The organism is uncultured Oscillibacter sp. (assembly GCF_910584465.1).
Taxonomy (GTDB): Bacteria; Bacillota; Clostridia; order Oscillospirales; family Oscillospiraceae; genus Oscillibacter.
The window spans coordinates 38363-62679 of sequence record NZ_CAJUBK010000005.1 but is presented as its reverse complement, the minus strand read 5'-3'; the positions used below and the strand labels follow the sequence as shown (position 1 = coordinate 62679).

The 24317-nt window shown below is 67.2% G+C and carries 21 protein-coding genes; 13 read left to right on the top strand and 8 right to left on the bottom strand.

Annotated features, from left to right (window positions below; all coding sequences use genetic code 11):
• Positions 1 to 112 precede the first annotated feature (112 nt).
• From QZ332_RS02930 to QZ332_RS02915, 4 genes are all read left to right on the top strand, one after another.
• The gene (locus QZ332_RS02930; protein ID WP_295762105.1) at positions 113 to 1273 is read left to right on the top strand and encodes a hypothetical protein; all 1161 of its coding nucleotides are present in this window, start codon (positions 113 to 115) and stop codon (positions 1271 to 1273) included.
• 227 nt (positions 1274 to 1500) lie between these two features.
• Positions 1501 to 2199, top strand: a complete 699-nt coding sequence (locus QZ332_RS02925; protein WP_295762103.1) for a response regulator transcription factor — start codon at positions 1501 to 1503, stop codon at positions 2197 to 2199.
• Positions 2196 to 3650, top strand: a complete 1455-nt coding sequence (locus tag QZ332_RS02920) for a cell wall metabolism sensor histidine kinase WalK (RefSeq protein WP_295762101.1) — start codon at positions 2196 to 2198, stop codon at positions 3648 to 3650. Before QZ332_RS02925 ends, QZ332_RS02920 begins: the two co-directional genes overlap by 4 nt.
• 15 nt (positions 3651 to 3665) lie before the next feature.
• Entirely contained in the window at positions 3666 to 5012 is a 1347-nt protein-coding gene (locus QZ332_RS02915) for a S1C family serine protease (RefSeq protein WP_295762098.1), read from the top strand.
• A gap of 46 nt (positions 5013 to 5058) precedes the next feature.
• Here the strand turns inward: QZ332_RS02915 and QZ332_RS02910 are convergent, their stop codons facing one another.
• Together QZ332_RS02910 and QZ332_RS02905 are read right to left on the bottom strand one after the other, a co-directional pair.
• Complete coding sequence (locus QZ332_RS02910; protein ID WP_295762094.1) at positions 5059 to 5814, bottom strand: exodeoxyribonuclease III; 756 nt, start codon at positions 5812 to 5814, stop codon at positions 5059 to 5061.
• 116 nt (positions 5815 to 5930) lie between these two features.
• Positions 5931 to 6152: a hypothetical protein gene (locus tag QZ332_RS02905; protein ID WP_295762085.1), complete on the bottom strand. Its 222-nt coding sequence runs from the start codon at positions 6150 to 6152 to the stop codon at positions 5931 to 5933.
• Positions 6153 to 6510: 358 nt separating this feature from the next.
• On the opposite strand from QZ332_RS02905, the gene QZ332_RS02900 reads away from it, so the two are divergent.
• The 4 genes from QZ332_RS02900 to QZ332_RS02885 all read left to right on the top strand — a co-directional run bounded on the left by QZ332_RS02900 (position 6511) and on the right by QZ332_RS02885 (position 10028).
• Positions 6511 to 7272, top strand: a complete 762-nt coding sequence (locus QZ332_RS02900; protein ID WP_295762082.1) for a threonine/serine exporter family protein — start codon at positions 6511 to 6513, stop codon at positions 7270 to 7272.
• Positions 7273 to 7282: 10 nt separating this feature from the next.
• Positions 7283 to 7735: a threonine/serine exporter family protein gene (locus QZ332_RS02895; RefSeq protein WP_295762080.1), complete on the top strand. Its 453-nt coding sequence runs from the start codon at positions 7283 to 7285 to the stop codon at positions 7733 to 7735.
• A gap of 21 nt (positions 7736 to 7756) precedes the next feature.
• Positions 7757 to 8530 carry an acyl-[acyl-carrier-protein] thioesterase gene (locus QZ332_RS02890; protein ID WP_295762076.1) on the top strand — a complete coding sequence of 258 codons (774 nt, stop codon included), beginning with the start codon at positions 7757 to 7759 and terminating at the stop codon, positions 8528 to 8530.
• A 73-nt stretch (positions 8531 to 8603) separates the two neighbouring features.
• Positions 8604 to 10028, top strand: a complete 1425-nt coding sequence (locus QZ332_RS02885) for an S-layer homology domain-containing protein (RefSeq protein ID WP_295762073.1) — start codon at positions 8604 to 8606, stop codon at positions 10026 to 10028.
• Positions 10029 to 10231: 203 nt separating this feature from the next.
• Here QZ332_RS02885 and trmD read toward each other — a convergent pair whose 3' ends face one another.
• The 5 genes from trmD to QZ332_RS02860 form a co-directional block, all read right to left on the bottom strand.
• The gene (gene trmD / locus QZ332_RS02880; protein ID WP_295762070.1) at positions 10232 to 10999 is read right to left on the bottom strand and encodes a tRNA (guanosine(37)-N1)-methyltransferase TrmD; all 768 of its coding nucleotides are present in this window, start codon (positions 10997 to 10999) and stop codon (positions 10232 to 10234) included.
• Entirely contained in the window at positions 10996 to 11493 is a 498-nt protein-coding gene (rimM, locus tag QZ332_RS02875; protein ID WP_295762067.1) for a ribosome maturation factor RimM, read from the bottom strand. The genes trmD and rimM overlap by 4 nt, the downstream gene beginning before the upstream one ends.
• Positions 11494 to 11650: 157 nt before the next feature.
• The gene (locus QZ332_RS02870; protein ID WP_295762064.1) at positions 11651 to 12535 is read right to left on the bottom strand and encodes a LysR family transcriptional regulator; all 885 of its coding nucleotides are present in this window, start codon (positions 12533 to 12535) and stop codon (positions 11651 to 11653) included.
• 302 nt (positions 12536 to 12837) lie between these two features.
• Positions 12838 to 14550, bottom strand: a complete 1713-nt coding sequence (locus QZ332_RS02865) for a S8 family peptidase (protein ID WP_295762061.1) — start codon at positions 14548 to 14550, stop codon at positions 12838 to 12840.
• 2 nt (positions 14551 to 14552) lie between these two features.
• On the bottom strand, positions 14553 to 16133 hold the full coding sequence (locus QZ332_RS02860) for a S8 family peptidase (protein ID WP_295762058.1): 1581 nt from the start codon (positions 16131 to 16133) through the stop codon (positions 14553 to 14555).
• 84 nt (positions 16134 to 16217) lie between these two features.
• On the opposite strand from QZ332_RS02860, the gene QZ332_RS02855 reads away from it, so the two are divergent.
• Positions 16218 to 17456 (top strand): peptidoglycan-binding protein, encoded by a 1239-nt coding sequence (locus QZ332_RS02855; protein WP_295762055.1) that lies wholly within the window; start codon positions 16218 to 16220, stop codon positions 17454 to 17456.
• Between the two features lie 138 nt (positions 17457 to 17594).
• Here QZ332_RS02855 and QZ332_RS02850 read toward each other — a convergent pair whose 3' ends face one another.
• The gene (locus tag QZ332_RS02850; protein ID WP_295762053.1) at positions 17595 to 19424 is read right to left on the bottom strand and encodes a class I mannose-6-phosphate isomerase; all 1830 of its coding nucleotides are present in this window, start codon (positions 19422 to 19424) and stop codon (positions 17595 to 17597) included.
• Between the two features lie 273 nt (positions 19425 to 19697).
• Here QZ332_RS02850 and QZ332_RS02845 point away from each other — a divergent pair, with 273 nt between their 5' ends.
• The 4 genes from QZ332_RS02845 (at position 19698) to QZ332_RS02830 (ending at position 24303) form a co-directional block, all read left to right on the top strand.
• Positions 19698 to 20552, top strand: a complete 855-nt coding sequence (locus tag QZ332_RS02845) for a MurR/RpiR family transcriptional regulator (RefSeq protein ID WP_295762050.1) — start codon at positions 19698 to 19700, stop codon at positions 20550 to 20552.
• A gap of 516 nt (positions 20553 to 21068) precedes the next feature.
• Positions 21069 to 21950, top strand: a complete 882-nt coding sequence (locus tag QZ332_RS02840) for a hypothetical protein (protein ID WP_295762047.1) — start codon at positions 21069 to 21071, stop codon at positions 21948 to 21950.
• 13 nt (positions 21951 to 21963) lie between these two features.
• The gene (locus QZ332_RS02835) at positions 21964 to 23403 is read left to right on the top strand and encodes a hypothetical protein (RefSeq protein WP_295762044.1); all 1440 of its coding nucleotides are present in this window, start codon (positions 21964 to 21966) and stop codon (positions 23401 to 23403) included.
• 12 nt (positions 23404 to 23415) lie between these two features.
• Positions 23416 to 24303: an ROK family protein gene (locus QZ332_RS02830; protein ID WP_295762042.1), complete on the top strand. Its 888-nt coding sequence runs from the start codon at positions 23416 to 23418 to the stop codon at positions 24301 to 24303.
• Positions 24304 to 24317 lie beyond the last annotated feature (14 nt).

Sequence of the window (24317 nt, the reverse complement as noted above, 5' to 3'; positions counted from 1 at the left end):
GGCCGCCCCGCCGTCCTCCCGGCCCGGGCCCACGGCGGACTTTACAAGACCGGCCGATCTGTGATAAAATATATCCGTTTTCTACAGGACTTTACAAAGGAGGGACGGCGTGATGAAACGGCGGGCCGCGGCGCTGGTCTTATGCGCCTTGCTGGTGTTCCAGCTGTCCCTCCCTCCGGCGCGGGCGGCGGACCGGGTCTCGTTCACCGCGGTGGGCAGCTATGTCCTGCCCCTGTCGGATAATACGATGCCCTTTTGGAGCGGCGGCTATGTCTATATCGCCAGCTCCATCTTCACCGGCACGGCCCGGGACCACCTGGGGGTCTCCCAGGTGTTCAACAGCGACCAGGGCCGCCTGGTCCTCTACAGGGGCGGGCGCTCCCTGACCTTCCTCCTCTCCGAGGACCGCGCGCTGGACAACGACGGCGCCGCCTACTACCCCGGCGCCATCCAGCGCGGCGGGACGGTCTTCGTCCCCGCCAACACCGTCTCCCGGTACTTCGACCTGGTCTATTCCGTGATCGAGGTGGAGCGGGGCAGCATGGTCTGGATCCGCCAGCCGGGCTATAACGTGTCGGACAAGCTCTACGCCGACGCGGCCCAGTATTCCATGGACTCCGTCTACAGCGACTATATCCGGGCCAAGGAGGCGGCGCAGCCGGGGAGCGGGTCCTCCGGGGGCTCCTCCAGGCCCGGGGCCCCCGGCGGGGCGCAGGATCCCTCCGCCGGATCGCTGGAGGGGAAGCGGATCGCCCTGTGCCTGGAGGGCGGGGACGGCGCCGCCGCCATCGCGGACGCGCTGACGGCCTCCGGCGCCGGGGCCGCCTTCTTCTTCACGCCGGAGGAGATGGAGCGGCAGGGGGAGGTCCTCCGCCGCCTGAGCGCCGCGGGGCAGAGCGTGGGCGTCCTGGCGGACGCCGCGGACCCGGACCGGACCGTGGCGGAGCAGCTGGAGGCGGGCAACGCCGCCCTCTTCCGGGCCACCTGCGGCAAGACCCGCCTGGCCTATGTCCAAAACGGCGGGCCGCAGAGCCTCCAGACCGCCCGCGACCTGGGCTTCCGGTGCCTCCAGCCGGAGGTGGACCGGAGCGGGCAGTCCCTGCGGGACCTGCCGGACGCGCAGGGACTGGTCCAGCGTCTGGCCGGACGGCGGGGGGACGCCGCCGTGTGGCTGGGGGACGGCGCTTCCCCGGCGGGGGTGCGCTCCTTCCTCTCCGCCGCGCGGGAGGCCGGAGGCGAGTGCACGGCCTATACCGAGGTGGGGATCGGGTGAGGGGGAGCGCCCGGAATCTTTACAGAAAATTCAACAACCCCGCGAAAGAGCGGGTATAATAAAGTTTAGAAAGATCTGCCTTGGATCCAGACGAGGCCGGCGGGGAGGGAGAGCGCCCGGGAGCGGACCGGGAGGGGGCTCTCCCGGCCCCCCGCTGCGGCCCCCCGCCGCGGGGGCCCGCCCGGCCGGTCTGGGATCTGCTTGGGGCAGACAGGGGAGGGTCCGCCATGGGGCGCAACATTCTGGTGGTCGAGGACGACCGCAACATCTCCGATCTCATCCATATGTACCTGGTGAAGGAGGGCTTCGACGTCCGCATCGCCGGGGACGGCGGCAGGGCCATCGAGGAGTTCCAAAAGGCCGTGCCGGATCTGATCTTGCTGGACATCATGCTGCCGGTCATGGACGGCTGGGCCGTCTGCGCCAAGATCCGGGAGACCTCCCAGGTCCCCATCATCATGCTCACCGCCAAGAGCGAGGTCTTCGACCGCATCCAGGGCCTGGAGATGGGAGCGGACGACTACATCGTCAAGCCCTTCGAGATGAAGGAGCTCATCGCCCGGATCAACGCCGTCCTCCGCCGGACGGAGATCCCCAACGACACCAGCAAGAAGCTGACCTTCGACAAGCTGGTGATCAACCTGGATTCCTACGAGCTGATCGTGGACGGGAAGAAGATCGACACCCCGCCCAAGGAGCTGGAGCTGCTGTACCACCTGGCCTCCACCCCCAACCGGGTCTATACCCGCAACCAGCTCCTGGACGAGGTCTGGGGCTTCGACTACTTCGGCGACAGCCGGACGGTGGACGTACACATCAAGCGCCTGCGGGAGAAAGTGGAGGGCGTCAGCGGCAAGTGGGCGCTGAAGACCGTCTGGGGCGTGGGCTATAAATTCGAACTGACGACGGAGAAGGCGGAGGGATGAGGCGCTTCCGGGAACGGACCCAGGGCCTCTACTGGCGGCAGCTCTGCGTCACCGCCGGCATGGTGCTGCTGACGCTGTGCCTGCTGGGCGTGTCCTTCTTCTCCCTGAGCTATAACTACGCCCGGAGCCAGCAGGGCCAGGAGATCGCCGCCAAGGCCCGCGTCATGAGCCAGCTCTCCCTGAGCTATCTGGAGAACGGGCGGTATCTGGACATGGAGGACCTCCAGGACGATCTGGACTTCCAGCGCCTGGCTAGCTTCGCCGCCATCGTGTCCGACGTGCATTTCATGATCTGCGACCCGGAGGGCCATGTCCTCCTCTCCACCGACCAGGCCCTGGACGGCCTGACGGTGACCGTCCCCGAGGAGCAGACCCGCCGGATCATGGAGCGGGGCAGCGCCTCCTGGCGGGACGACTTCGGGGGACTGTACCCCCAGAAGCGGTTCTCCGTGGGCGTGGCCGCCGTGAACCCCATCACCCAGGAGAAGGCGGGGGAGGTGGTGGCGGTGTCCACCATGGCCTCCCTGGACTCCATGTGGCAGGGGTTCATCGGGCTGTTCTTCATGACCGCGTTCGTGGTGCTGATGATCGCCTTCATGGCGTCCTCCGTCACCGCCATGCGGCAGGTGAAGCCCATACGGGAGATGGTGGAGGCCACCCGGCGGTATGCCGAGGGGGACTTCGACGTCCGCATGAACGACTATGGCCGGGGGGACGAGATGGGGGAGCTGGCCGCCTCCTTCAACGCCATGGCGGAATCCCTCCAGCAGACGGAGCGCCAGCGGCGGGAGTTCATCGCCAACATCTCCCATGAGCTCAAGACCCCGATGACCACCATCGCCGGGTATACCGACGGCCTGCTGGACGGCACCATCCCCCCGGAGAAGGAGAAGCAGTACCTCCAGATCATCGCCGGGGAGAGCCGCCGCCTCAGCCGCCTGGTGCGGCGGATGCTGGACGTCAGCCAGCTCCAGGCCATCGACCCCCTCCGGGGCGGGAGCCATTTCGACCTGTGCGAGAGCATGCGCCGGGTGCTGATCTCCATGGAGAAGAAGATCACGGACCGGGATCTGGACGTGGAGGCCGACATCCCCGAGGGGCCCATCCTGGTCCTGGGGGACAACGACTTGATCACCCAGGTGATCTACAACCTGCTGGAGAACGCCGCCAAGTTCGCCTATAAGGGCTCCACCCTGTACCTGGGGCTGACCCTCCGGGACGGCAGGGCCCGGGTGATGGTGCGCAACTGCGGGGACACCATCCCCGCCGGGGAGCTGCCGCTGCTGTTCGAGCGCTTCCACAAGAGCGACAAGTCCCGCAGCGAGGATAAGGACGGCGTGGGCCTGGGGCTTTACATCGTCAAGACGATCCTGGAACAGCACAAGGAAAAGATCAACGTGACCAGTGAGAATGGAGTGACGACGTTCTCCTTCTCTTTGACTACGGAGTGAATGGGATGAGGCGCCATGGGAGAGCGTGAGGGAGCCGGGCGGATCCCCGGCGAAGTGATCGAGGTATACCGGCGGGCCCTGCCGCCGTCCCTGCGGCGGACGGAGGAGCGGGACCCGCGGGAGGTCGTGTCCGTTTACCGCCCGCCGGACGTCCGGGAGGTGGTGGAGGTCTACAGCCGCCCCGTCCCCAGGGGGCGGGCGGCACGGCCCGCCGCCCCCGCTCCGGGAGGGGAGGCGCGGGGACGGCGGAGGGGCCCCCTCCGCGGACGGCGGGGAGGGCTCGTCAAGTTCCTGGTCTGCGTGGCCGTCCTGGTGGGCCTGGCCGCCGCGGCCCGGGCCGCGGACCGGCTGTCCGCCCGGGACGGCGGAGGGGCCGGCGTCCCTCCCGCCTCCGGCGTGTCGGAGGAGATCGCCATCCCCGGCTGGCCGGTGGATCAGGGGGCGTCCCTGACCGTCTCCCGGGAGCCGGGGGAGACGCTGACCGCCCAGGAGATCTACCGGCGGCTGAACCCGTCGGTGGTGACGGTGCGGTGCTGGACGGAAGAGGGCATGTCCATCGGCACCGGCGTCATCTTCACGGAGGACGGCTATGTCCTCACGAACCATCATGTGGTCCGGGGGGGCCGGGAATGCTCGGTGGTCCTGGACAGCGGCTATACGCTGACGGTGTGCTATGTGGCCGGGGACAAGGACAGCGACCTTGCCGTCCTGAAGGTCCCCCAGGGGGAGGTGCTGCAGATCGGCGGCCTGCCCGCCGCCCCCTTCGGGGACTCGGAGCGGCTGGTGGTGGGCGATCCGGTGTACGCCATCGGCGCGCCCCGGCAGCTCCGGGGGACGCTGACCAACGGCATCGTCTCCGCCATCGACCGGGACATCCAGGTGGAGGGCCGGACCATGACCCTCCTCCAGACCAACGCCGCCCTGAACTCCGGCAACTCCGGCGGCCCCCTCATCAATGAGCAGGGCCAGGTGGTGGGCATCAACGTGGCCAAATATATGTCCGGCCCGGACAACGCCGTGGAGGGCCTGGGCTTCTCCATCCCCACGGCCTATCTGGAGCGGATCGTCAACGACCTGCTGCGGTGGGGCAAGGTCCAGCCGGAGCCCCGGCTGGGGATCATGGTGGTCACGGACGAATGGGGGCTGCTGGTCCACTCCGTGGAGCCCGGCACCGCCGCGGAGGCGGCGGGGATCCAGGCGGGGGACTATATCGTCTCTGCGCAGGGCGAGGCCATCCGGACCACCCAGGACCTGTTCCGGATCCGGCGGCGGCTCTATGTGGGCGACGAGGTGGCCATGACCCTCCGCCGCCAGGAGGAGACCCTGGAGGTGGTCCTGGCCCTGGAGGAAGCGGTGGGATGAGCAGGACACGTGGAACGGAGGAGGGGCAAAGCCCCTCCTCCGCCGTTCAATCTTCCAATTCCAGGACCACCGGGCAGTGGTCGCTGCCGTGGACCTCGCTCCAGATGTCCGCGCTGCGGATGCGGGAGCGCAGGCGCTCCGAGACGATGAAGTAGTCGATCCTCCACCCCGTGTTGTTCTCCCGGGCCCGGCCCCGGTAGCTCCACCAGGAATAGGCCCCGGTCTTGTCCGGGTACAGCGCCCGGAAGCTGTCCACGAAACCCGAGGCCAGGAGCCGGGTCATCTTCTCCCGCTCCTCGTCGGTGAAGCCGGGGTTTCGGCGGTTGGGGCCGGGGTTCTTCAGGTCGATCTCCTGGTGGGCCACGTTCAGGTCCCCGCAGTAGACCACGGGCTTCACGGCGTCCAGCTCACAGAGGTACTCCCGGAGGTCGTCCTCCCAGGCCATGCGGTAATCCAGGCGGAGGAGCTGGTCCTTGGAGTTGGGGGTATAGCAGCAGACCAGGTAGAACTCCTCGAACTCCGCCGTGATGATCCGCCCCTCATGGCGGTGCTCGTCGATGCCGAAGTCGTAGGTGACGTTCAAAGGCTCCCGCCGGGTGAAGACGGCGGTGCCGGAGTAGCCCGCCTTGTCGGCGCTGTTCCAGAAGCGGGTGTAGCCGGGGAGGTCGAACTCCGCCTGCTCCGGGCGCATCTTCGTCTCCTGCAGGCAGATCACATCCGCGTCGGCGAAGGCGCAGAAGTCCAGGAAGCCCTTTTTCAGGCAGGCCCGGAGGCCGTTGACGTTCCAGGATACCAGTCTCATAAAACACCTCTTTTGGGATACTTCCCATTTGCTTTCATGTCCCCGACGATCTCGGTCCGGCCTTCGAACAAGCAGCCGGGACCCGCGATCTTGCAGATCCGGGATCCTACCGGCATTCATCCGTCCTTCTTATACTGCCGGATCTTGTCCAGCCGGGACAGATACGTTTCTATATAGCCGCATCCGGGGCAGACCGCGGCTTTCATGTCTCCAAAGTAATTCTTAGGCATGATCCCGGATGTCTCCGGCCGGGTCACCCTCAGCACACTGCTGTGCATGGGTTCCTTGATATCCAATCCCTCCAGCATCTCCGTATCACATCGGATGCATCTGCGCATGATCCCACCTCCATATGTGTCGTGACGCTCCGTCCCGGCATTTTCCCGAGGTGCGCGCATGATCGTGAGCCTGACCGCAGATCCATCCATTCGAGGCCGGCAGGGACACGCAGCCAGATCGGGCATTTGGATAGGGAGCATCCGCTGCCCTGTATTGTAGCACGTCCCGGCGGAAAAAACAATTGCCAGCGGGACAGAAATGGAGTAGGATAGAAGGGAACGGATCTGCAAGGAGGTCTCAGTGATGATTTTTTTAGACCGGTCCAAAAAGGGAGGCGGGGCCCCGCACCGGGGGGAGGCGCCGGGCCTCCGCCGTCCTGCCCTCAGCGCGGGGCCCGGGGAGGTCCGGCACTGATCCATGGACTACGACAAGCTCTTGGACATGGCGGCGGAGCTGGGCTATCAGCTGATGTACAGCGGCGCGGAGATCTACCGGGTGGAGGAGTCCGCCCGGCGGCTGCTGAACGCCTACGGGCTCGCGGCCCCGGAGGTCTTCGCCATCCCCAACTGCGTCATCGTCAGCGTGGCGACGCCCCAGGGACACCCCATCACCCGGATGCGCCGGGTCCCGTCCCACGGGACGGACATCGAGCTGCTGGAGCGGTGCAACGCCCTGTGCCGCCGCCTCTGCGCCGAGATACCGCCCCTGGACGAGGCCAGGGCGGCGATCGACACGCTGTGCGCGGACATGCCCCGGCATTCCCCCCGGTGGGTCCTGCTGGGCTATGGCGTCGCGCCGGCCTTTTTCGCCCCGCTGTTCGGCGGGGGGCCCATGGACCTGCTGGGCGCGTTCCTCTGCGGCCTGGCCGTCGGGGGATGCCTCCTCTACGGAGGACGGTTCCTCGGGGCCAACAGCTTTTTCCGGACGGCGGTCTGCAGCGCCGCGGCGTCCCTGCTGGCGATGGCGCTGGTGCGCGCGGGCCTGGGGGAGAGCGTGGACGTGGTGACCATCGCGGCGCTGATGGTCCTGGTCCCCGGCATGGCCCTGACCAACGCGATGCGGGAGATCATGGCGGGGGACACCTTCTCCGCCCTGAGCCGGGCGGCGGACGCGATCTTGGCGGCCTCCGCCATCGCCCTGGGCGCGGCGGCGGGCCAGGCCCTGGGCGGACTGTTTTGAGGAGGATGCTGTGGAGACGGTGTTTTTCGGATATATCCTGCCCTGCTTCTGCGCGTTCTGGGCCTGCGTGGGCTTCACGCTGATGTTCAACATCCACGGCCTGGGGAAGCTGATCGCGGGCCTGGGCGGCGCGCTGGGCTGGCTGGTGTACCTGCTGGCGGGGAGCACGATCTTCGCCGCCTTCCTGGCGGCGGCGGCCATCGGCGTCTTCGCCGAGGTCATGAGCCGGGTCCGGCACTGTCCGGTGACGGGCTATGTGCTGGTGGCCCTGCTGCCGCTGGTCCCCGGGGGCGGCATCTACTACGCGATGCGGCACTGCGTGGCGGGGGAGACGGAGGCGTTTTTGAACACGCTGCTCCATACCCTGGGCATGGCGGCGGCGCTGGCGGTGGGGGCGATGCTGGCCTCGTCGGTGTTCCGGGCGGTCTTCCCCCGGCTGAAGGCCCTGCCGCCGAAAAAGTGAACGAGAGGATCCAAGATCGATATGGAGGATTTGAAACAACGCTTGTACGACAACGGCTATTCCCGCCAGGAAGAGCTGGGGTTCTGGGACTGCGACCGGGGACAGCGGGTCCGGGTCGCCGCCCTTTTGAGCAAGATGGCGACCTTCGCCGGGTATGACTACGACGCCAGGGGGCTGACCCATGAGGTGCTTTGGGCCGGCCGGGAGGTCTTCCTCCTCTCCAGGGCGGCGGTCAAGATCCACGACTGCCCCAGGGCCCAGGACCTGCTGGACATCACCACCTGGGAGAACGGCGCCAAGGCGGCCCATATGCGGCGGTATTACGAGATGAAGGACCGGGCGGGCCGCGTCCGGGTCTCCGCCAAGACGGACTGGATCTTGGTGGACCCCGTCACCTGGAAGATCCTGCGCCCCGCCTCCTTCACGGCCAAGCCGCTGATGACCTCGGACCGGCCCCTGGACTGCCCGGATCCGCGGAAGATCCTCGTCCCCAAGGAGGGACGGGAGGACCTGGGGACCCGGACGATCCGCTGGTCCGACCTGGACGGCAACGGACACCTCTACAGCGGCAACTACGGCGACATCATCTGGGACGCCCTGCCGGAGGACCTGCAGCCCCAGGCCCCCAGGGAGTTCTACATCAACTACAGCCGGGAGGCCGTCCTGGGGGACGTCCTGCGGCTGGAGGGCCGCCGGAGCGGCGGGGACTACTTCGTGGAGGGCGAGGGGCCCCATGGCCCGTGCTTCACGGCGCTGTGCGTTTTCGAAAAGGGGCCCCGGGAGGACGGCCCTTGACGCGGGGGCTCCGCGGGTATAGAATGAGAGCAGATAGGACGGCGGGACGCCGCCGGATGAGAGGAGACTTTTTATGAAACGCTTCTTGACGATCCTGCTTGCCTCCCTGGCCGTGGCCGGGCTGCTGTGCGTCGGCGTGTCCGCCTCCAGCTTCGACGGCGCGGCGGCGGAGCTGGCCTCCATCGGTGTGCTGAAGGGCTCCGCCGAGGGCTTCCAGCTGGACCAGGTCCCCACTCGGGCCCAGGCCGCCATCATGCTGGTCCGGCTCTTCGGCGCGGAGGACGAGGCCAAAGCCGCCTACGCCGCCGGGGAACTGGAGTGCCCCTTCACCGACGTGGGAGAGGCCGCGGCCCCCAGCGTCGCGTGGCTGGCGGCGAAGGGCCTGGCCGGCGGCACCTCCGCCGACACCTTCGGCGCGTCCAGCCCCTGCACCGCCAAGGCGTATACCATCTTTTTGCTGCGCGCCCTGGGCTATCGGGACGATGCGGATCTCACCGCCGCCGGCGCCCAGGAGTTCGCCATGGGCATCGGCCTGCTGGACACCTCCCTGCTCACCGGGGAGTTCCTCCGGGACGATCTGGTGTCCATGACGTATCAGGCCCTGGGCACGGACTTGAAGGATGGCAGCGCCTACCTCTTGGAGAGCCTGATCGAGAGCGGGGCCGTCGACGCCTCCGCCGCCAAGCCCATCACCGATAAGATCGAGGCGTACCGCGCCCTCCAGGCGTCCGGCGCGGCCATGGCGTCCGGCGTCGACGCGGACATCGACGCCGCGATGGAGATGAGCGTCTCCGTCAGCGAAACGATCGGCGGCAGGGGGATGGACCTGAGCGAGGCCCGGGATGCTTCCGTCCGCGGCAGCATCCGCTCCGTCGTGGACGAGGACATCCGGATGGCGGTCGATCTGACCGTCACGATGGATGGGGAGAGCCGGAGGATGGAGATGTGGATGAAGGACGGCGTGTCCTACGTCCGCTCCGGCGGGGAGGCGTATCGGACGCCGGTGGAGGGCATGGAGTCCCTCCAGGCCCTGCTGGACCAGCCGTCCGGGAAGACCGGCGCGGCCATGCTCCCCTTCATCGCCGGCATCAGCGCCAAGCCCTCCGGGAGCGATACCGTCTATACCCTGACGCTGAACGACGCCTTCGCCGGGCTGCTGGAGGGCGTCCTCCGGACGGCCCTCCAGGAGGCCCCCATCGGGATGGCGGACATGGACCTGGAGACCACGCTGGACGGCACCGCCATCACCTACACCGTGGACAAGGGCGGGGAACTGAAAAGCGCCTCCGTCGACATGGCCTTCAAGGCCGGCATGGAGGCCGGCGCCGGGACCGAGGGGAGCATGACGCTCCGCTACGCCGTGGACATGGAGATGGACATGGATATCAAGGCGTCCGGCAAGGATGTGAAGATCGCCTTCCCCGACTTCTCCGATTTCAAGGAGATCCTCGGAGGCGCGGACGGCCCCACCGGCATCTACGGGACGCTCATTGCCTGAGGGGACGAGACCGTCTGGCGGACTTCCGCCAGACGGTCTCAAAGCGCCGAAAATGCAGCGGGGACCCCATCGGCGGGAAGGAAGAGTGTGCGCGGGAGACCCGGGAAGGGCCCCCTGCGCCATTTGGATTGGCAAGTTTCCAGGACTGTGAAAAGTCCTGGAAACTTGCTCAGGCCGGCGGAACGATCGTTCCGCCGGCCTTTTCATACCTCCGCCTCCTCCGCGGCCAGCTCGTCCCTGGCCTGCTGGAGGACCTTTTTTTCCGCCTTGGTGGTGAGCCGGCCCTCGTCGAACCTGGCGAAGAGGTCCGGGCGGCGGCGCATGGTCCGCTTATAGCTCTCCTTCCGCCGCCAGTCCGCCACCTTCCCGTGGTCCCCGGACAGCAGGACCTCCGGCACGGCCCGGTCATGCCACACGGCGGGGCGGGAATACTGGGGATACTCCAGGAGCCCGTCCCAGTGGGACTCCTCCTGGAAGCACGTCTCGTCCGGCAGGACGCCGGGGACCATACGGCACACCGCGTCCGCCAAGGCCATGGCGGGGATCTCCCCTCCGGTGAGGACGAAGTCCCCCATGGAGATCTCCTCGTCCACGCACTCGTCCAGGAAGCGCTGGTCCACGCCCTCGTAGTGTCCGCAGACCAAGATCAGGTGGTCGTAGCGTGCCTTCAGCTCCTTGGCGACCTCCTGGGTGAAGGTCCGCCCGCAGGGGGAGAGGAAGATGGTCCGCCCAGGCCCGTGGACCTCCGTCACGTGGGCCCAGCAGCGGTACAGCGGGTCCGCCTGCATGACGGCCCCCCGGCCCCCGCCGTAAGGGTAGTCGTCCACCTGCATCTGCTTGTTGGTGGTGTATTCCCGGATCTGGTGGGAACGGATGGCGATATGGCCCCGCTCCTGGGCCCGGCCCAGGATGCTGACGTTCAGCATGGCGTCCACGGAGGCGGGGAACAGGGTCAGGATGTCGATGTTCACTCCGTCAACCCCTCCCAGACCCGGATGTCCATCCGGCCGTTCTCCAGGTCCACGCCCAGGATGAAGGCGTCCTTCACCGCGGGGACCAGGAACTCCTTCACCCCCCGGACGGTGTAGACCTTGCTGGCGGGATAGCGCTCCACCTTGGACAGCACGCCGACGCATTCCCCGGTCTCGCCGTCATAGACGTCCAGGCCGATGAGCTCGTCGTCGAAGTACTCCCCGTCGGGGAGGCGGGCGTCGGAGCGGCGGATGGAGAGCTCTTTGCCCCGGAGGGCCTCGGCGGCGGTGCGGTCGTCCACGCCGTCCAGCTTGAGCAGGGCCATGCCCTTGTGGGGGCGGCAGGCGGCGGGGACGACGGGCCGGCCGTCCAGGTAAAAGGTCTTGAAGCCGGCGAGGAAGTCCGGGCCGCCGTCCAGGGGGAGGGCCCGGAGCTCGCCCCGGATGCCATGGACGCCGACGATGCGGGCCACACGGACAAAATCTAATTTCATGAGGGATGCTCCTTTGCACGTTCCTTGTTAGAAAGGAGTATAGCACGTCCGATACCCGGGGGCAAGCGGGAAAATGTCCGGGAGAGCGGGGGACCGGGCCGAACGGACGGCCCGGGGCGGGGGACCGGCCGGGGCTCCGGCCCGTCCGGCCGGATGGTCAGGGGCCGCCGCCCGCTCCCGGCGGCTCCTCCCGCAAGATCTCCAGGAATTTCTCGGAGGCTTTGGAAAACACCTGATACCGTTTCCAGACCACGCTCATGCGGGCCTTGATCGGGGGCCTGATGGGCCGGAAGCAGAGGGGGCTGTCTCCGGTCACGTTCAAGATCTTGTCCAGGCAGAGCATGTACCCCAATCCGTCCGCCACCATCAGGGAACCGTTGTAGATCAGGCTGTAGGTCGCCACCACGTTCTTGGATATGACCTGGCCGGACAGCGTGCCGGGTTCGGCGGCGCTCCGGCTGGCGATCAGGGGCCGGCCCTCCATGTCCGCCGCCGTCACGTATCCCTTTTCGGCCAAGGGGTCGTCCCGGCGCATCATGATCCCCCAGGTATCATCGGCGGGCAGAGGGATCCGGCCGTATTTCTTGTCATCGATGGGGCCGAACATCAGGCCGAAATCGATCAGGCCCTTGTCCAGCTGCTCCGCCACATCCACGGCGTCGCCGCTGGCGATATGGAAATGGATGAGCGGATACCGCTCCTGGAGCCGCCGGGCGGCCCGCGTCAGGAAATGGACGCCCTCCGTCTCTCCCGCGCCGATGTAGACGTCCCCCATGACCGTGTCTTCCGCGGCGGTCAGTTCACCCACCGTCTTGTCGAACAGGTCCAGGATCTCCCCGGCCCGCCTGCGGAGCAGGACGCCGTGCTCCGTCAGGACGATCCTCCGGCGTCCCCGGATGAAAAGCGTTTTCCCGAGCTCCGCCTCCAGGTCCATCAGCTGGCGGGAGAGCGTGGGCTGGGAGAGGTGCAGGCGTTCCGCCGCACCGGAGATGCTCCCCTCCTTGGCTACGGCAAGGAAGTAGCGCAGGACCCGTATATCCATAGAAAGACCTCCTGTCGGACCTGATAAGAGGATACCAGATCGGACTGCGCCTGTCAACGGCGGCGTCCGGATGGATATCGGTGTCCGCTGTTTCGGGACGTTAGATCGGCAGTCCGCACAGCCGGGGAGGACCCAAAGGGTCCTCCCCGGCTGTGCGGCGTTTTTCGCCCGGGCGGACCGCCGGTCCGCCCGGGCGAAAGGGAGCGGATGCTCTTTTGGACTGCGCCGGCGGTGCGGCCGGGGCGCGGAGGGGGCGGGCCGTGACGGCTCCCGATCTTGGCGGGCGGCATGGCCCGCTCCGCTCACAGCTCCCGCATCAGGTGGAAGCTCTGCATCAGCTGCACCGCGCCATAGCCCCACTGATCGTTGGGATACGTCATGTCGGAGCGGCGCAGGCAGCCCCGGATGAGGTAGGCCCGGATCTGATAGGTCCCCATGGCGGGGTCGTTCCCCTCCCGGATGCCCCACTGGAGCAGCAGGGCGCAGATGCCCGCCAGTACCGCCGCCGCCGCGCTGGTGCCGCTCATCAGGCCGGGGCCGTAAGGATAGATGCCCCGGATCCCCACGCCGGGAGACGCCAGGTCCGGCAGGATCCGCCCGTCCCAGGCGGGGCCCCGGGAGCTTTTGGCGTAGAGGCTTTTCCCCGCGCTGTCATAAGCCCCGCAGCAGATGACCCCCACGGCGGAGGCGGGGCTGGTCACCGTATAGTCCGGCGTGGCGGACAGGAACTCCACCGTGGGCGAGACGAAGCCCGTGATGGGGAGCCACGCCTGGTACTGCCCGTTCAGCAGCACGTCCCCATGGAGCTGGATGACCCACACCCCCGGCGTGGCGCCCAGGATGCGGATGACCGACAGCTGGCCCCCGCTGCCCTCCACGGGGAAATGGTACTCGACCTGCACCCGGGCCGTCTCCATGACCAGCTTCACGTCCGCCGCCAGGACCGACCCGGGCCGGGCGGGCACCCGGCCCACCAGCTCCCCGGTGGGCGAGCGTACCGAGACGGACAGCCGGTCCGCCACCGTGTTCCAGATGGCCAGGTATACGTCCCCGGCGTTGTCCCCCACCTTCAGGTCGATCTGCCCCGGCTTCTCCCCCGGCTCCAGGACGCCTCCGGCGTGGTGCCGGGCCTCCGCCTCGTTCCCGGCCGCGGCGCAGAGGCAGACGCCCTTCTGGATGGACACGTTCCCCAGGTATTCTTCGAAAACGCTGACGCCGTCATGGCTCCCGGCGCTGGTACCCAGTCCGATGCAGATGGCCACGGGGCGGTCCAGCTCCCGGGCCTTGCGGAGGATGTATTCCACGCCCAGCATCACGGCGCTGGACTCATAGGCTTCCTCCTGTTCCTCCGGGACGCAGTACCTCTCCCGGTAGAAGGGCCGGGCCTTCTTCAGCTTCACGGCGATGATCTCCGCGTCGGGGGCCGCGCCGGAGAAGTCCTCCGTCTCCCGCCCGGCGGCCACGGAGGCCAGGAAGGTCCCGTGGCCGTTCTCGTCCCGCTCCGGCACCAGGGCATAGGGGTCCTCGGAGGCCAGGGCCGCGTCGATGTCCGCCTTGCTGTACTCCCGGCCCAGGAGGAAGCCGGAGGGCGGGGTCCCCTCGGCGGTCTGGTCGTAGATGTATTGGATCTTGCTGGTGCCGTCCCCATAGCGGAACACGTCCTGGGTGTAGTCGATGCCGGTGTCCAAAAAGCCCAGCAGCACGCCGCGGCCCTTCAGGTTCAGATAGGGCTGGCGGTGGACCTGGGAGACCCCCGCCGCCTCCAGGGCGGGGCGGTCCATCAGGCCCAGCACCACGGAGACGGAGCTGACGAAGGCCGCCCCCAGGGCCTCCTCCAGCTTGTGGAAATCCTCCGCCTTGACATAGCCCAGGACATAGCGGCCGGAGAGCATCTGCCCCACCACGATGTCGTTGGAGCCGTGGGCGTAGTCGAAAAAGGCGTCGGTGGCCCGGGTGACGAAGTCCACCGTGTCCGGCGCGTGGATGAACTCCAGGGTCTCAGGAGTCAGGTTCATGTTCAAAGCCCCCTTTCCAGCTGGCTCACCAGAGTGTCCATAGAGGCACAGAGGTTCAGCCGCCCATAGCCCCACTGGGCGTTCGGATAGGTCAGGTAGGGGCTGCGCATAGCCCCCTTGCAGAGGATCGCCTTCACCCGCTGGCTGTAGAGGAACGGGTCGTTCCCCTGCACCACGCCCCACTCCATCATCAGCGCCGCCGAGCCGGAGACGAAGGGCGCGGCCATGCTGGTGCCGCTGAAGGTGTCGTACCCCCCTCCGGCTTTGGCGGAGCGGATCCCTTCCGCCGGAGCGGTCAGATCCAGCATCGTCTTCCCCGCGCAGCCTGAGATCCCCCGGCCGGAGAAGGGGCTGGCGGTCCCCGTCTCCGGCCGGAAGCCCCCCACGGAGATGGGGTACAGGGCCGTGGCCGGGAGGGTGATGGTCAGGTCCGGCGCGGGCTGGAGGAAGGCCGTGCGGTCCGTCACCTCCTCCACCGTGGGGAGCCACGCGTTGAACTGCCCGTCGGCGACCTCCTTCGCCTGGCAGTGCAGCCGCCAAAGGCCGTCCAGATCCCCCGGCGGCGCGTCCAGCAGGAACAATACCTCCTGGAAAACGCTGTAATGGGTGGGCACGCCGTAGAACACCGACACCCGGACCGGGCCGAAGCGCAGCCGCCGCCCCCCCTCCGTCAGCGGCCCGGTGGACTGCCCGTTGGGCAGCGTCAGGTCGAAGACCATCTCGTCGGCGAAGTTCTTCCAGAGGGAGAGGTACACCTGCTGGCGCAGGGTGGATATGGTGAATTCCACGTCCAGGGCGCCGTCCTCCTCCATCCGCCCAAAAAAATGATGGGCCCCGGAGCCCTCGTTCCCCGCGGCGCAGACGATCGCGCTCCGCCCCCGCTGGGCCGACTGGTCGATGTAGGACTCGAACAGCGTCTGCCCCCAGTGGGAGCCCCAGTTCGTCCCGTAGCTGAGGTTGATGACGCAGGGCATCCCCAGCGCCTCCGCCTGGTCCAGCAGGAACTTGATGGCCCGCATCACGTCGGTGGTCCGGGCGCTGGCCAGCTTCACCATGGCGATGGACGCCCCGGGGGCCGTGCCGCTGCGCCCGGCGGCGATGGCGGCCACGGCGGTCCCGTGGCCCTTCAGGTCCCCCCTGGGGACCTGCCCGGCGGAGATCTGCTCCCCGGTGTAAAGGGCCCCCTGGCGGAACCCCTCCGGCGGCGCGCCCTGGGCCGCCATATCCCACAGGGCCGTCACCCGGCTGTTCCCGTCCTCCCCCAGGAATTCCGGGTGGTCCGGGTCCAGCCCGGAGTCCACGAAGCCGATCAGCACCCCCTTCCCCGTCAGGCCGTACTCCCGGTGGACCTGAGGGATGCAGGCCGCCTCCATGCTCTGGTAGTCGATGGGGCTGGCCTGGACCGTCCGGGCCTCCAGGCCGCTGAGGGAACGGGCGGGCTCGAAGCAGGTGATCTGCCGGTAGTCCAGCAGGCCCATCGGGTCCTGCTCCCCCAGGTCCATGATGGCGAACTGGGCGTCCAGCAGATCTGTGGGGAAGCCCAGCGCGGGAAGGACACCCGTGTACTTGATGATGTATTCCATACCGTCCTCCTATCCGCTCCGCCGGTGTGCGCACGCTTTCGCGGAGCGGCCATAGACTAATATACGGAAAGGAGGAGCGTCCTTATGAATCCAATCTATCTGGATAAAGGCAGCTTGCAGATCTTTGTCACGGCGGGGGAGACGCCCCGTCCCGTCCCCGGCGCCCGGGTCCGCATCACGGACCCGGCGGGGGGAGCGGTCCTGGAGGAGCTGTACACCGATCCTTCGGGCCAGACGCCCTTCGTCGAGCTGCCCGCGCCGCCCATGGAGCTGTCCGTGGTGGAGGGGACGGCGGACCGGCGTCCCTATGCCGTCTATAACGTCACCGTCTCCGCCGAGGGATATCAGACGCTCCACATCGGCGGCGTGGAGCTGATGCCCGCAGGCCGTGCCATCCAGCGCGCGGCCCTGCCGGGGGCCACCGCCGGGGGCTTCAACGTGCGAAACATCCTGCTGCCTCCCCACGCCCTCTGGGGAGAGCCCTCCTCCAGGCCGCAGGAGGAGGCGGTCAAGCCTCTGCCGGAGCCGGCAGGGCTGGTGGTGCTGCCGGAACCGGTGATCCCGGAGTTCGTGGTGGTCCACGCCGGCCGGCCCGACGACGCCTCCGCGCAGGACTACTGGGTGCCGTTCAAAGATTACATCAAGAACGTGGCGTGCAGCGAGATCTATTCCACCTGGCGGACGGAGGCCATCAAGGCCAATGTGCTGGCGATCATCTCCTTCACCCTGAACCGGGTCTACACGGAATGGTATCGGGGGAAGGGCTATGACTTCACCGTCACCAACTCCACCGCCTTCGACCAGTCCTATTCCCACGGGCGGACCATCTTCGAGGAGATCGGCGTGGTGGTGGACGACCTGTTCACCACCTACATCACCAAGGAGGGCATCTCCCAGCCGCTGTTCACCCAATACTGCGACGGGCGGCGGACGCAGTGCGGCGGCCTGAGCCAATGGGGCTCCCAGGCCCTTGCCGAACAGGGGTGGGAGACCATGGACATCCTGCGCAAGTATTACGGCGGCAGCATCTACCTCAAGAGCGCGGAAAAGGTGGAGGGCGTGCCCCTGTCCTACGGAGGCCAGGTCCTCAGCCCGGGCAGCGAGGGCGAGGACGTGCGGACCATCCAGGAGCAGCTGAACCGCATCGCGGGGAACTTCCCCGCCATCCCGAAGACGCCGGCGGATGGGATCTACGGCCCCTCCACCCAGGCGGCGGTGACGGAGTTCCAGAAGATTTTCCACCTGCCCCAGACCGGCAGCGTGGACTTCGCCGTCTGGTACGAGATATCCAATGTGTTCGTGGCGGTGTCCCAGATGTCCTGAAGGCTTCCGGCCGCAGCGGCCCGGGAGGCCCCGCCCGGGGCCCCTGCGCCCGCCCTCCCCGCCTGCGGGAGCTTAGCGTTTTGACGAAAAAGGGCCCCGCCGCAGCCGGTGCGGTGGGGGCCCTTTGGGGAGAGTGCGTCACGGCTCCTTCTCGAAGCCGTCCTTGAGCAGCGTTTTGTGGATGGTCACCGTCGTCCCCTCGCTGAGGTTCACCACCTCGTAGGGGCCCATGTCCGCCGGGACCACGATGATGTCCAGGTGATGTTGGATGTAGCGGCGGCTGGGATCCTTCAGGGAGCGGACCATGACCCGGTGGCCGTCCACCAGGGAGAGCACATGGAAGCGGCCCTGGGTGTCATCCTCATAGCCCTTGGTGAAGCGGACGTTGCGCAGGGAGAAGTAGAGCAGGTCGTGTTCGCCCACGATGTACTCCTCCCAGCCCTCGCCGGAGCGGAGGGCCCGGGGGCTCTGGACCAGGTTTTCCCGGATCCAGGAGGCGGTGCGTCCCGGCTGGAGCACCCGCTCGCCGTGGTAAGTATGCAGGGGCCGGGGGCTGCCGTCCAGATCCAGGCGCAGATAGTCGTACATCTTGTAGGTGTACGAGCCCACCGTGAGGCTGCCGATCTCCAAGACCACCTGGTTGCGGCCGGAGGCGTGGATGGTGCCCGCCGGGATCATCACCTGCATGCCGGGCTTGGACCCTACGGCGTTGACATACTTTTCGTAGTCCACCGGGACCTTCGTCCGTTCGGACGCCTTCACGGCCTCCACGAAATCCGGGATCTCCACCCCGTCCCGGAAGCCCAGATAGGTCTTGGCCTCCTGGCCGGTGACGACCACGTAATAGCTCTCGTCCTGGCGGTCGAACTCCCCGTTTTCCGCCCGGATGTAGTCCCGGACGGGATGGCACTGGATGGACATGTTGCCGCTGGAATGGAACGTGTCGTCGTAGTTGAAGCGGATGGGGAAGTAATTCCCGAAGTGCTCCACGCTCAGCCGGCCCATGAGGCGCTCCCCCTCCGCCTGCACCAGGGCATAGAAGGGGAACTCGAACTCCGTGCCGTCGATGACGAAGGCGGTGGACACCTCCATGGGGATCATGTCGAAGACCCAGGCGCAGTTCTTCATGCTCTCGGGGAGGCGGCGCAGCTCCTTGACGTAGTAGCCGCCCCACACGCCCTCCAGGTACACCGGGCGGCAGCGGAAGGGGTATTCCAGCCCCCGGCGGAAGATCTGCCGCACCAGCTCCACCGGCAGGAAGCGCATGTCGTCCACGCGGCTGGCCGCGATATAGGAATCGAAGCTGTAGTGGGCGAAGATGCGCATACGGCTGCGCATGGCCAGCTCGAAATCGATGAAGTAGCACCGGCGGGCGGCCTGCTTGAAGACCCACTCGGTCCCCTCCACCCAGCCGAGGTTCTCGTAAAGGCCCGCCTTGACGTTCAAGATGGCCTGCCGGGGGATGACGTCCATCCAGCAGCGGTGCTGGTAGCGCTCCAGGAGCGTGGCGCACAGGGCGCCGTGGCCGCAGACCACCAGCACACCCTCCCCGCTGCGGGGGAACGCGTCCAGTGTTTCCGACAGCTCGGCCAGGGCCGCTTTTTCAAAGAGGTCCTCGTATTCGCCCTCATAGAGCTTCCCGTAAAGCAGGACCGGGTCCTTCTCCCGGTCGCTGGGGAGGTTGTCTGCCAGGAACCCCGCCGTCAGCTCGTCGGCAGGGCGCATGAGGCTCCGCGTGTCCACGAAGCGGACGGACAGGCCCCGGCCGGCGGCGGCGGCCTCCAGCTCCCGGCGGAGGACGTCGAAGGAGGCGGTGGTATAGCCGTCGATGCCGATGGTCCTGGCGCCGGAATCCAGCAGCCGTCCCGCGGCCTCCCGGCTGCCGAAGGCCGCAAGGCCGATGTCGATCCCCTGGGGGTCCAGGACATTGACGGCATGGGGGTCTGCGTAATCGGTCGGGTTGAACATAAAAGACATAGCACAGCACTCCTTATCCTTCACACGTTGCACGTATCTCAGCGGCCGTCGGTCCATGAGCGGCCTCTGCGCCTTGAAAGGGGCCGTCTTCCAGCTGCTGGCAATAAAGAAAGTATAGCAACCTTCCCAGCCGCTGTCAACAAGATTTTGAAAATATTTTCAGATAATTATTTCTAAAACTAAAATAATTGCAGAACGGAGCTTGACGATCCCCGCGGATCGGGCTATGATAGAGTCATGAAAAAAGGGAGGATGTGATCCGTTATGGAGGGTTGTCTGGCAAAGATGCGGGAGCTGCTCCCGTCTCTGCCCATCACTGAGCGGAAGATCGCCCTGGTGGTGCTGGATTCCCCCACCCAGGCCATAAAGATGCAGATCGATGAGCTGGCGTCCCTCAGCGGGGTCAGCGCGGCCTCGGTGGTGCGGCTGTCCAAGCGCCTGGGCTATTCCGGGTTCAAGGAGCTTTGCCGCAGCATCTCCGTGGATCTGGCCCTCCAGCGCTCGGACATCTCCTATGCGGACGTGTACCCCAACTCGGACCTGGAGACGATCGTCCGCACCGCCTGCCACACCGATATGAAGGCCATCGAGAACACCCTGGCCATGACGGACTACGACCAGTTCGCCAAGGCCGTGGACGCCATCGTGGCGGCGCCCCGGGTGGATTTTTACGGCATGGGCAGCTCCGGCATCGTGGCCCAGGACGGCTGCATGAAATTCATGCGCCTGAACAAGCTCTCGACCGCCATCAGCGATCCCCATAACCAGTGCATCAGCGCCTCCACCCTCCGGCCGGGGGACGTGGCCGTGCTGATCTCCTACTCCGGCACCACCTACGACACCCTGGACGCCATGAAGCTGGCCAAGAGGGCCGGGGCCACCACCGTCAGCCTGACGAAATTCGGCCCCAACCTCCTCTCGGACATGGCGGACATCCCGCTGTGGGTGGACAACAGCGAGAGCGTGTTCCGCGTGGGGGCCATGGGGTCCCGGATCGGGCACCTGGTGCTGATCGACATGCTCTTCGCCGCGGTGTACAGCCGCCTCTTCGACGAGGTGCAAAAGCACCTGGATGACAGCCAGCACATCCTCAACCGCAAGCGCCTGCGCATCGAGTGAAGACCGGACCTCCGCCGGCCCGGTCATACGGACGTTCCGCTCAGCCCCTTGGATGGGGCGGAGCGTCTCTTTGACAGCTGATATAAAAATATTTTCATAAATAAAAAAAGTTTGCGAAAATATTTTGAGTTTTTTGTTGACATCTGCCATGAGCCTGTGCTACGATCGAGGAAGGAATTGGGAAATGTGGCGGCTGAGCCCCGCCCGTCCAAAGGGCGGAGGGAGGCCGGCCCGGCGCCTTGCCGCATGGGGCCGGCGCGCGGCCGGCGGGATGTTTCGGATCTTCCGGCCGCCTTTGTGGGATGATGTGATACGATGCCGGTCATCCGCCCCTGCCGGTAGGGGGGGATGGCGGCCTTGCAGGGCCTGCCGGGGCGTGCCCCGGTTTTTGGGAGCTCGTTTTGTACGGATGGATGCAGCGATCCATGGGCCTTCCCGGGGGCCTCCCGTATCGTGCAGGCGGGACCGGGTGGGGGGCCGTGTGTCGGACTGCGAGGGATCGGAGGAGGTCAGAGTATGGAAAAGAGGACCGTCACGCTTGAGAGCGGGGCCCTGCGGGCCACGCTGCGGCTCCCCGGCAGCTATGGCCGCTCCCGCTACGACCATTCCCTGATGGTGGAGCAGGTCTGCCTGGGCAAGGATACCTTCCTCTCCGCGGAGCGGATCGGGGAGGGGGACGGCCTGGGGGGCGTGGGGCTGGCCTTTTGCTTTGAATGGGCGGATACCGCCCGGTATGACGGGACCGCCGTCGCCGACTGCTTCCCTCAGATCGGCGTGGGACTGCTGAAGCGGACGGACACCGCCCCCTTCCTCTTTACCCGGGACTACCCGGTGACGCCCTTCGCGCACACCGTGGAGACCGGCGAGAGCTATGTCGAGGTCCGCGCCCTGCCCCACCTCTGCCAGGGGACTGCCGTGGACCAGATCCGGCGGGTCGCCCTGGCGGGGGACCGGCTGATCGTCTCCTCCCGCTTGGAGAACGTGGGGCCCTCGCCCATCGAGGCCACGGAGTTCTGCCATAATTTTTTCCGGTTCAACGGCCTGGAGATCGACGGGCACTACCGCGTCCGATTCCCCTACACCGTCTCGCCCCGCATCCGGCGGGGGCAGATCCTGCTGGAGCGGGACGCGGTCCGCCCCGGGGCCTTCGACGGGCCCACGGCTTCCACGGCTTACTGGGTCTCCGGCTTCGAGGGCCTTTCCGGCCACTGGATGCAGATCTCCAACGACCGGACCGGGACGGCCGTGCTGGTGGAGGATGCCTTCCCCGTCTGCCGCCTCTACAGCTGGAGCAACCGCTGCGCCCTCTGCCCCGAGACGTTCATACGCCTTTCCCTGGCCCCCGGCGAAGCGCTTTGCTGGGAACGGACCTATCGCTTTTACAAGGACGACCATTGAACAGGAGGAGATCATGGATCGGATGACACCAAAGATCGGCGTGCTGCTCATCGCCACGGGGCGGTTCCGTGCCATGGGCGGCGACACTGCGGAAGGATCCTATGAGCTGCGCAAGCAGCGGGAGGCGGAGGAGTATCTGGAGGGCATCGCCCAGGCGGGCCGGCCGGTCTACTCCGGGAACGTCTACACCCGGGAGGACCTGGAGCGGCAGATGGAGCAGTTCCGGCAGGAAAAGGTGGACTGCGTGTTCGCCCTCTTCCTCTCCTGGACGGAGGACTTCGTCTGGGTCCGCTTCCTGCGGGACATGAGCCCCATCCCCATCCTCTTTGCCGCCCGGACGCGGGAGCGCATCTCCTTTGGCGAGACGTATGCCGAGACGGACTTCGTGGAGTTCCTCTGTGCCGGGGGCCTGGTGGGCTCTCTGGAGGCATCCGGCTCGATCGCCCGCTTCCGCCGCCCCATGATGGAGACTGTGATCGGCACCTTCCGGCAGATCATGGAGCGCCTGAAGCCCTTCGCCGCCGCCTCCGCCCTGCGCAGCGCGCTCCGGCAGACCAGCTTCGGCCTGCTGGCGAGCTATAACGAGATCATGTGGAGCACGTATGTGGATCCCTACCTGCTCTTTGCCCAGGCGGGGCCGGAGCTGCGCTTCTTGTCCGTGGCCACCCTGGCCAGGGAGATCGAGGCCGTGCCCGAGGCCCGGGTGAAGGAGATCCACGACCGGCTCACCCGGAGCTATGAGGTGCTGCCCGACGTGGACGAGGAGAAGTTCCTGGCTTCCATCCGGGCCTCCGCGGCCCTGGAGGACACCGCCCGGAACGCGGGGGTCTCCGCCCTGATCCTCAACGATGTGGACACGGTGCTGCTGACGGAGGTGGGGCTCCGGCCCGGGTTCATCCCCGTCCCCGGCGGGCCGGGGGACATCACCATCGTGCCCGAGGGAGACATCGGCGGCGGGCTGATCACCCACGTGCTGCGCCTGCTGAGCGGCAGGCCCGTGAACTTCATCGAGCCCTTCCACATCGACCTGCCCAACGGCTTTTTCAGCGGCGGCCACGCCGGGCCCAACGACTATACGGACCCCCGGGGCAGTGTGAAGATCGCCCGGGACGTCCGCTTCGCCAGGACCGCCTACAAATACGCCGGGGCCCCCTTCGCCTGGTACACCATCCCGGAGGGGCGCAAGACCATGGCCCACATCTCCCAGTCCGCCGGGGGCGGGTTCAAGCTGGCCTGCGGCCTGGTGGACGCCCTGCCCACGGAGCACCAGATCACCTCTTACACCCACGGCTCCTTCCGGCCGGTGGACACGGACCTGCAGACCTTCTTCGACCGCCTGATCCGCACCGGCGTCACCCAGCATTACGGCGTGGTGGAGGGAGACTACACCGCCCAGCTGCGGGACCTGGCCTCCATCATGGGCATGGAGTTCGTTTACTTGAACGATCGGTGATGGGGGATGGATATGGATACCTGCTTTTTGGCCGTTGACGGCGGCGGCACGTTCCTGAAAGCCGCCTTGTTCTCCGGCATGGAGATGCTGGAGGATACGTTTTTCAAGATCCCGGCCTGCTCCGGCGGGTCCCTGGAGGAGATCCGGGGCGCCTTCCGGTCCCTGGGACAGCGGGCGGCCCAAGAGGCCCGGGCCTCCGGGCGGACCGTCTCCGCCGCCGCCGTGGGGATGCCCGGTCCCTTCGGCTACAAGGGCGGGATCTTGAACATGACCCACAAGTTCACAGCCGCCAGGGGATGGTCCGTCCGCCCCTGGATCCAGGAGGGGCTGGGGGATGTGCCGGTAGCCTTCGGGCACGATTCCACCCTGTTTTTCCGGGGCGGCGCGTATCTGGAGGACCTGAGCGGCTGCCGGGACATCTGCGGCGTCACCCTGGGCACGGGCCTGGGCTTCGCCGCTGTCAAGGACGGGAAGCTCCTGGTGGATGAGGACGGCGGGCCGGGGATCAGCCTCTGGGGGAGGCCCTACCGGGGCTCCATCGCGGAGGACTATGTCTCCCGCCGGGCGGTGATCCGGGAGTACGAGGCCGCCTCCGGCCGGAAGGGCCTGGACGTTTACGACATCTCCCTGCTGGCCCGGGCGGGGGACCCGGCCGCCCTGGGCGCCTTCGCGGCGCTGGGGCGGGATCTGGGGGCGGTGGCCGGCGAGACGATCCGGGAGAACGCCTTCGAGGTCCTCCTGCTGGGCGGGGCCATCTCCAAGTCCGCGGACCTGTTCCTCCCGGCGCTGCAGGAGAGCCTCCGCCGCCTGGACCGGCCCCCTCGGATCCGGACCGTGAAGGACATAGACCGGGCGCCCCTCTACGGCGCCGCCGCCCTGTGCGCGGAGGGGCTGGGATAGGCCGCGGCGCGGAC

Coding starts and splice junctions, on each gene's coding strand:
- QZ332_RS02910 (WP_295762094.1), bottom strand. CDS start 5,814: ATGAGACTGGTATCCTGGAACGTCAACGGCCTCCGGGCCTGCCTGAAA.
- QZ332_RS02885 (WP_295762073.1), top strand. CDS start 8,604: ATGAAACGCTTCTTGACGATCCTGCTTGCCTCCCTGGCCGTGGCCGGG.
- QZ332_RS02920 (WP_295762101.1), top strand. CDS start 2,196: ATGAGGCGCTTCCGGGAACGGACCCAGGGCCTCTACTGGCGGCAGCTC.
- QZ332_RS02890 (WP_295762076.1), top strand. CDS start 7,757: ATGGAGGATTTGAAACAACGCTTGTACGACAACGGCTATTCCCGCCAG.
- QZ332_RS02900 (WP_295762082.1), top strand. CDS start 6,511: ATGGACTACGACAAGCTCTTGGACATGGCGGCGGAGCTGGGCTATCAG.
- QZ332_RS02850 (WP_295762053.1), bottom strand. CDS start 19,424: ATGTTCAACCCGACCGATTACGCAGACCCCCATGCCGTCAATGTCCTG.
- QZ332_RS02855 (WP_295762055.1), top strand. CDS start 16,218: ATGAATCCAATCTATCTGGATAAAGGCAGCTTGCAGATCTTTGTCACG.
- QZ332_RS02830 (WP_295762042.1), top strand. CDS start 23,416: ATGGATACCTGCTTTTTGGCCGTTGACGGCGGCGGCACGTTCCTGAAA.
- QZ332_RS02840 (WP_295762047.1), top strand. CDS start 21,069: ATGGAAAAGAGGACCGTCACGCTTGAGAGCGGGGCCCTGCGGGCCACG.
- rimM (WP_295762067.1), bottom strand. CDS start 11,493: ATGAAATTAGATTTTGTCCGTGTGGCCCGCATCGTCGGCGTCCATGGC.
- QZ332_RS02835 (WP_295762044.1), top strand. CDS start 21,964: ATGGATCGGATGACACCAAAGATCGGCGTGCTGCTCATCGCCACGGGG.
- QZ332_RS02915 (WP_295762098.1), top strand. CDS start 3,666: ATGGGAGAGCGTGAGGGAGCCGGGCGGATCCCCGGCGAAGTGATCGAG.
- QZ332_RS02845 (WP_295762050.1), top strand. CDS start 19,698: ATGGAGGGTTGTCTGGCAAAGATGCGGGAGCTGCTCCCGTCTCTGCCC.
- QZ332_RS02925 (WP_295762103.1), top strand. CDS start 1,501: ATGGGGCGCAACATTCTGGTGGTCGAGGACGACCGCAACATCTCCGAT.
- QZ332_RS02905 (WP_295762085.1), bottom strand. CDS start 6,152: ATGCGCAGATGCATCCGATGTGATACGGAGATGCTGGAGGGATTGGAT.
- QZ332_RS02870 (WP_295762064.1), bottom strand. CDS start 12,535: ATGGATATACGGGTCCTGCGCTACTTCCTTGCCGTAGCCAAGGAGGGG.
- QZ332_RS02865 (WP_295762061.1), bottom strand. CDS start 14,550: ATGAACCTGACTCCTGAGACCCTGGAGTTCATCCACGCGCCGGACACG.
- QZ332_RS02860 (WP_295762058.1), bottom strand. CDS start 16,133: ATGGAATACATCATCAAGTACACGGGTGTCCTTCCCGCGCTGGGCTTC.
- QZ332_RS02930 (WP_295762105.1), top strand. CDS start 113: ATGAAACGGCGGGCCGCGGCGCTGGTCTTATGCGCCTTGCTGGTGTTC.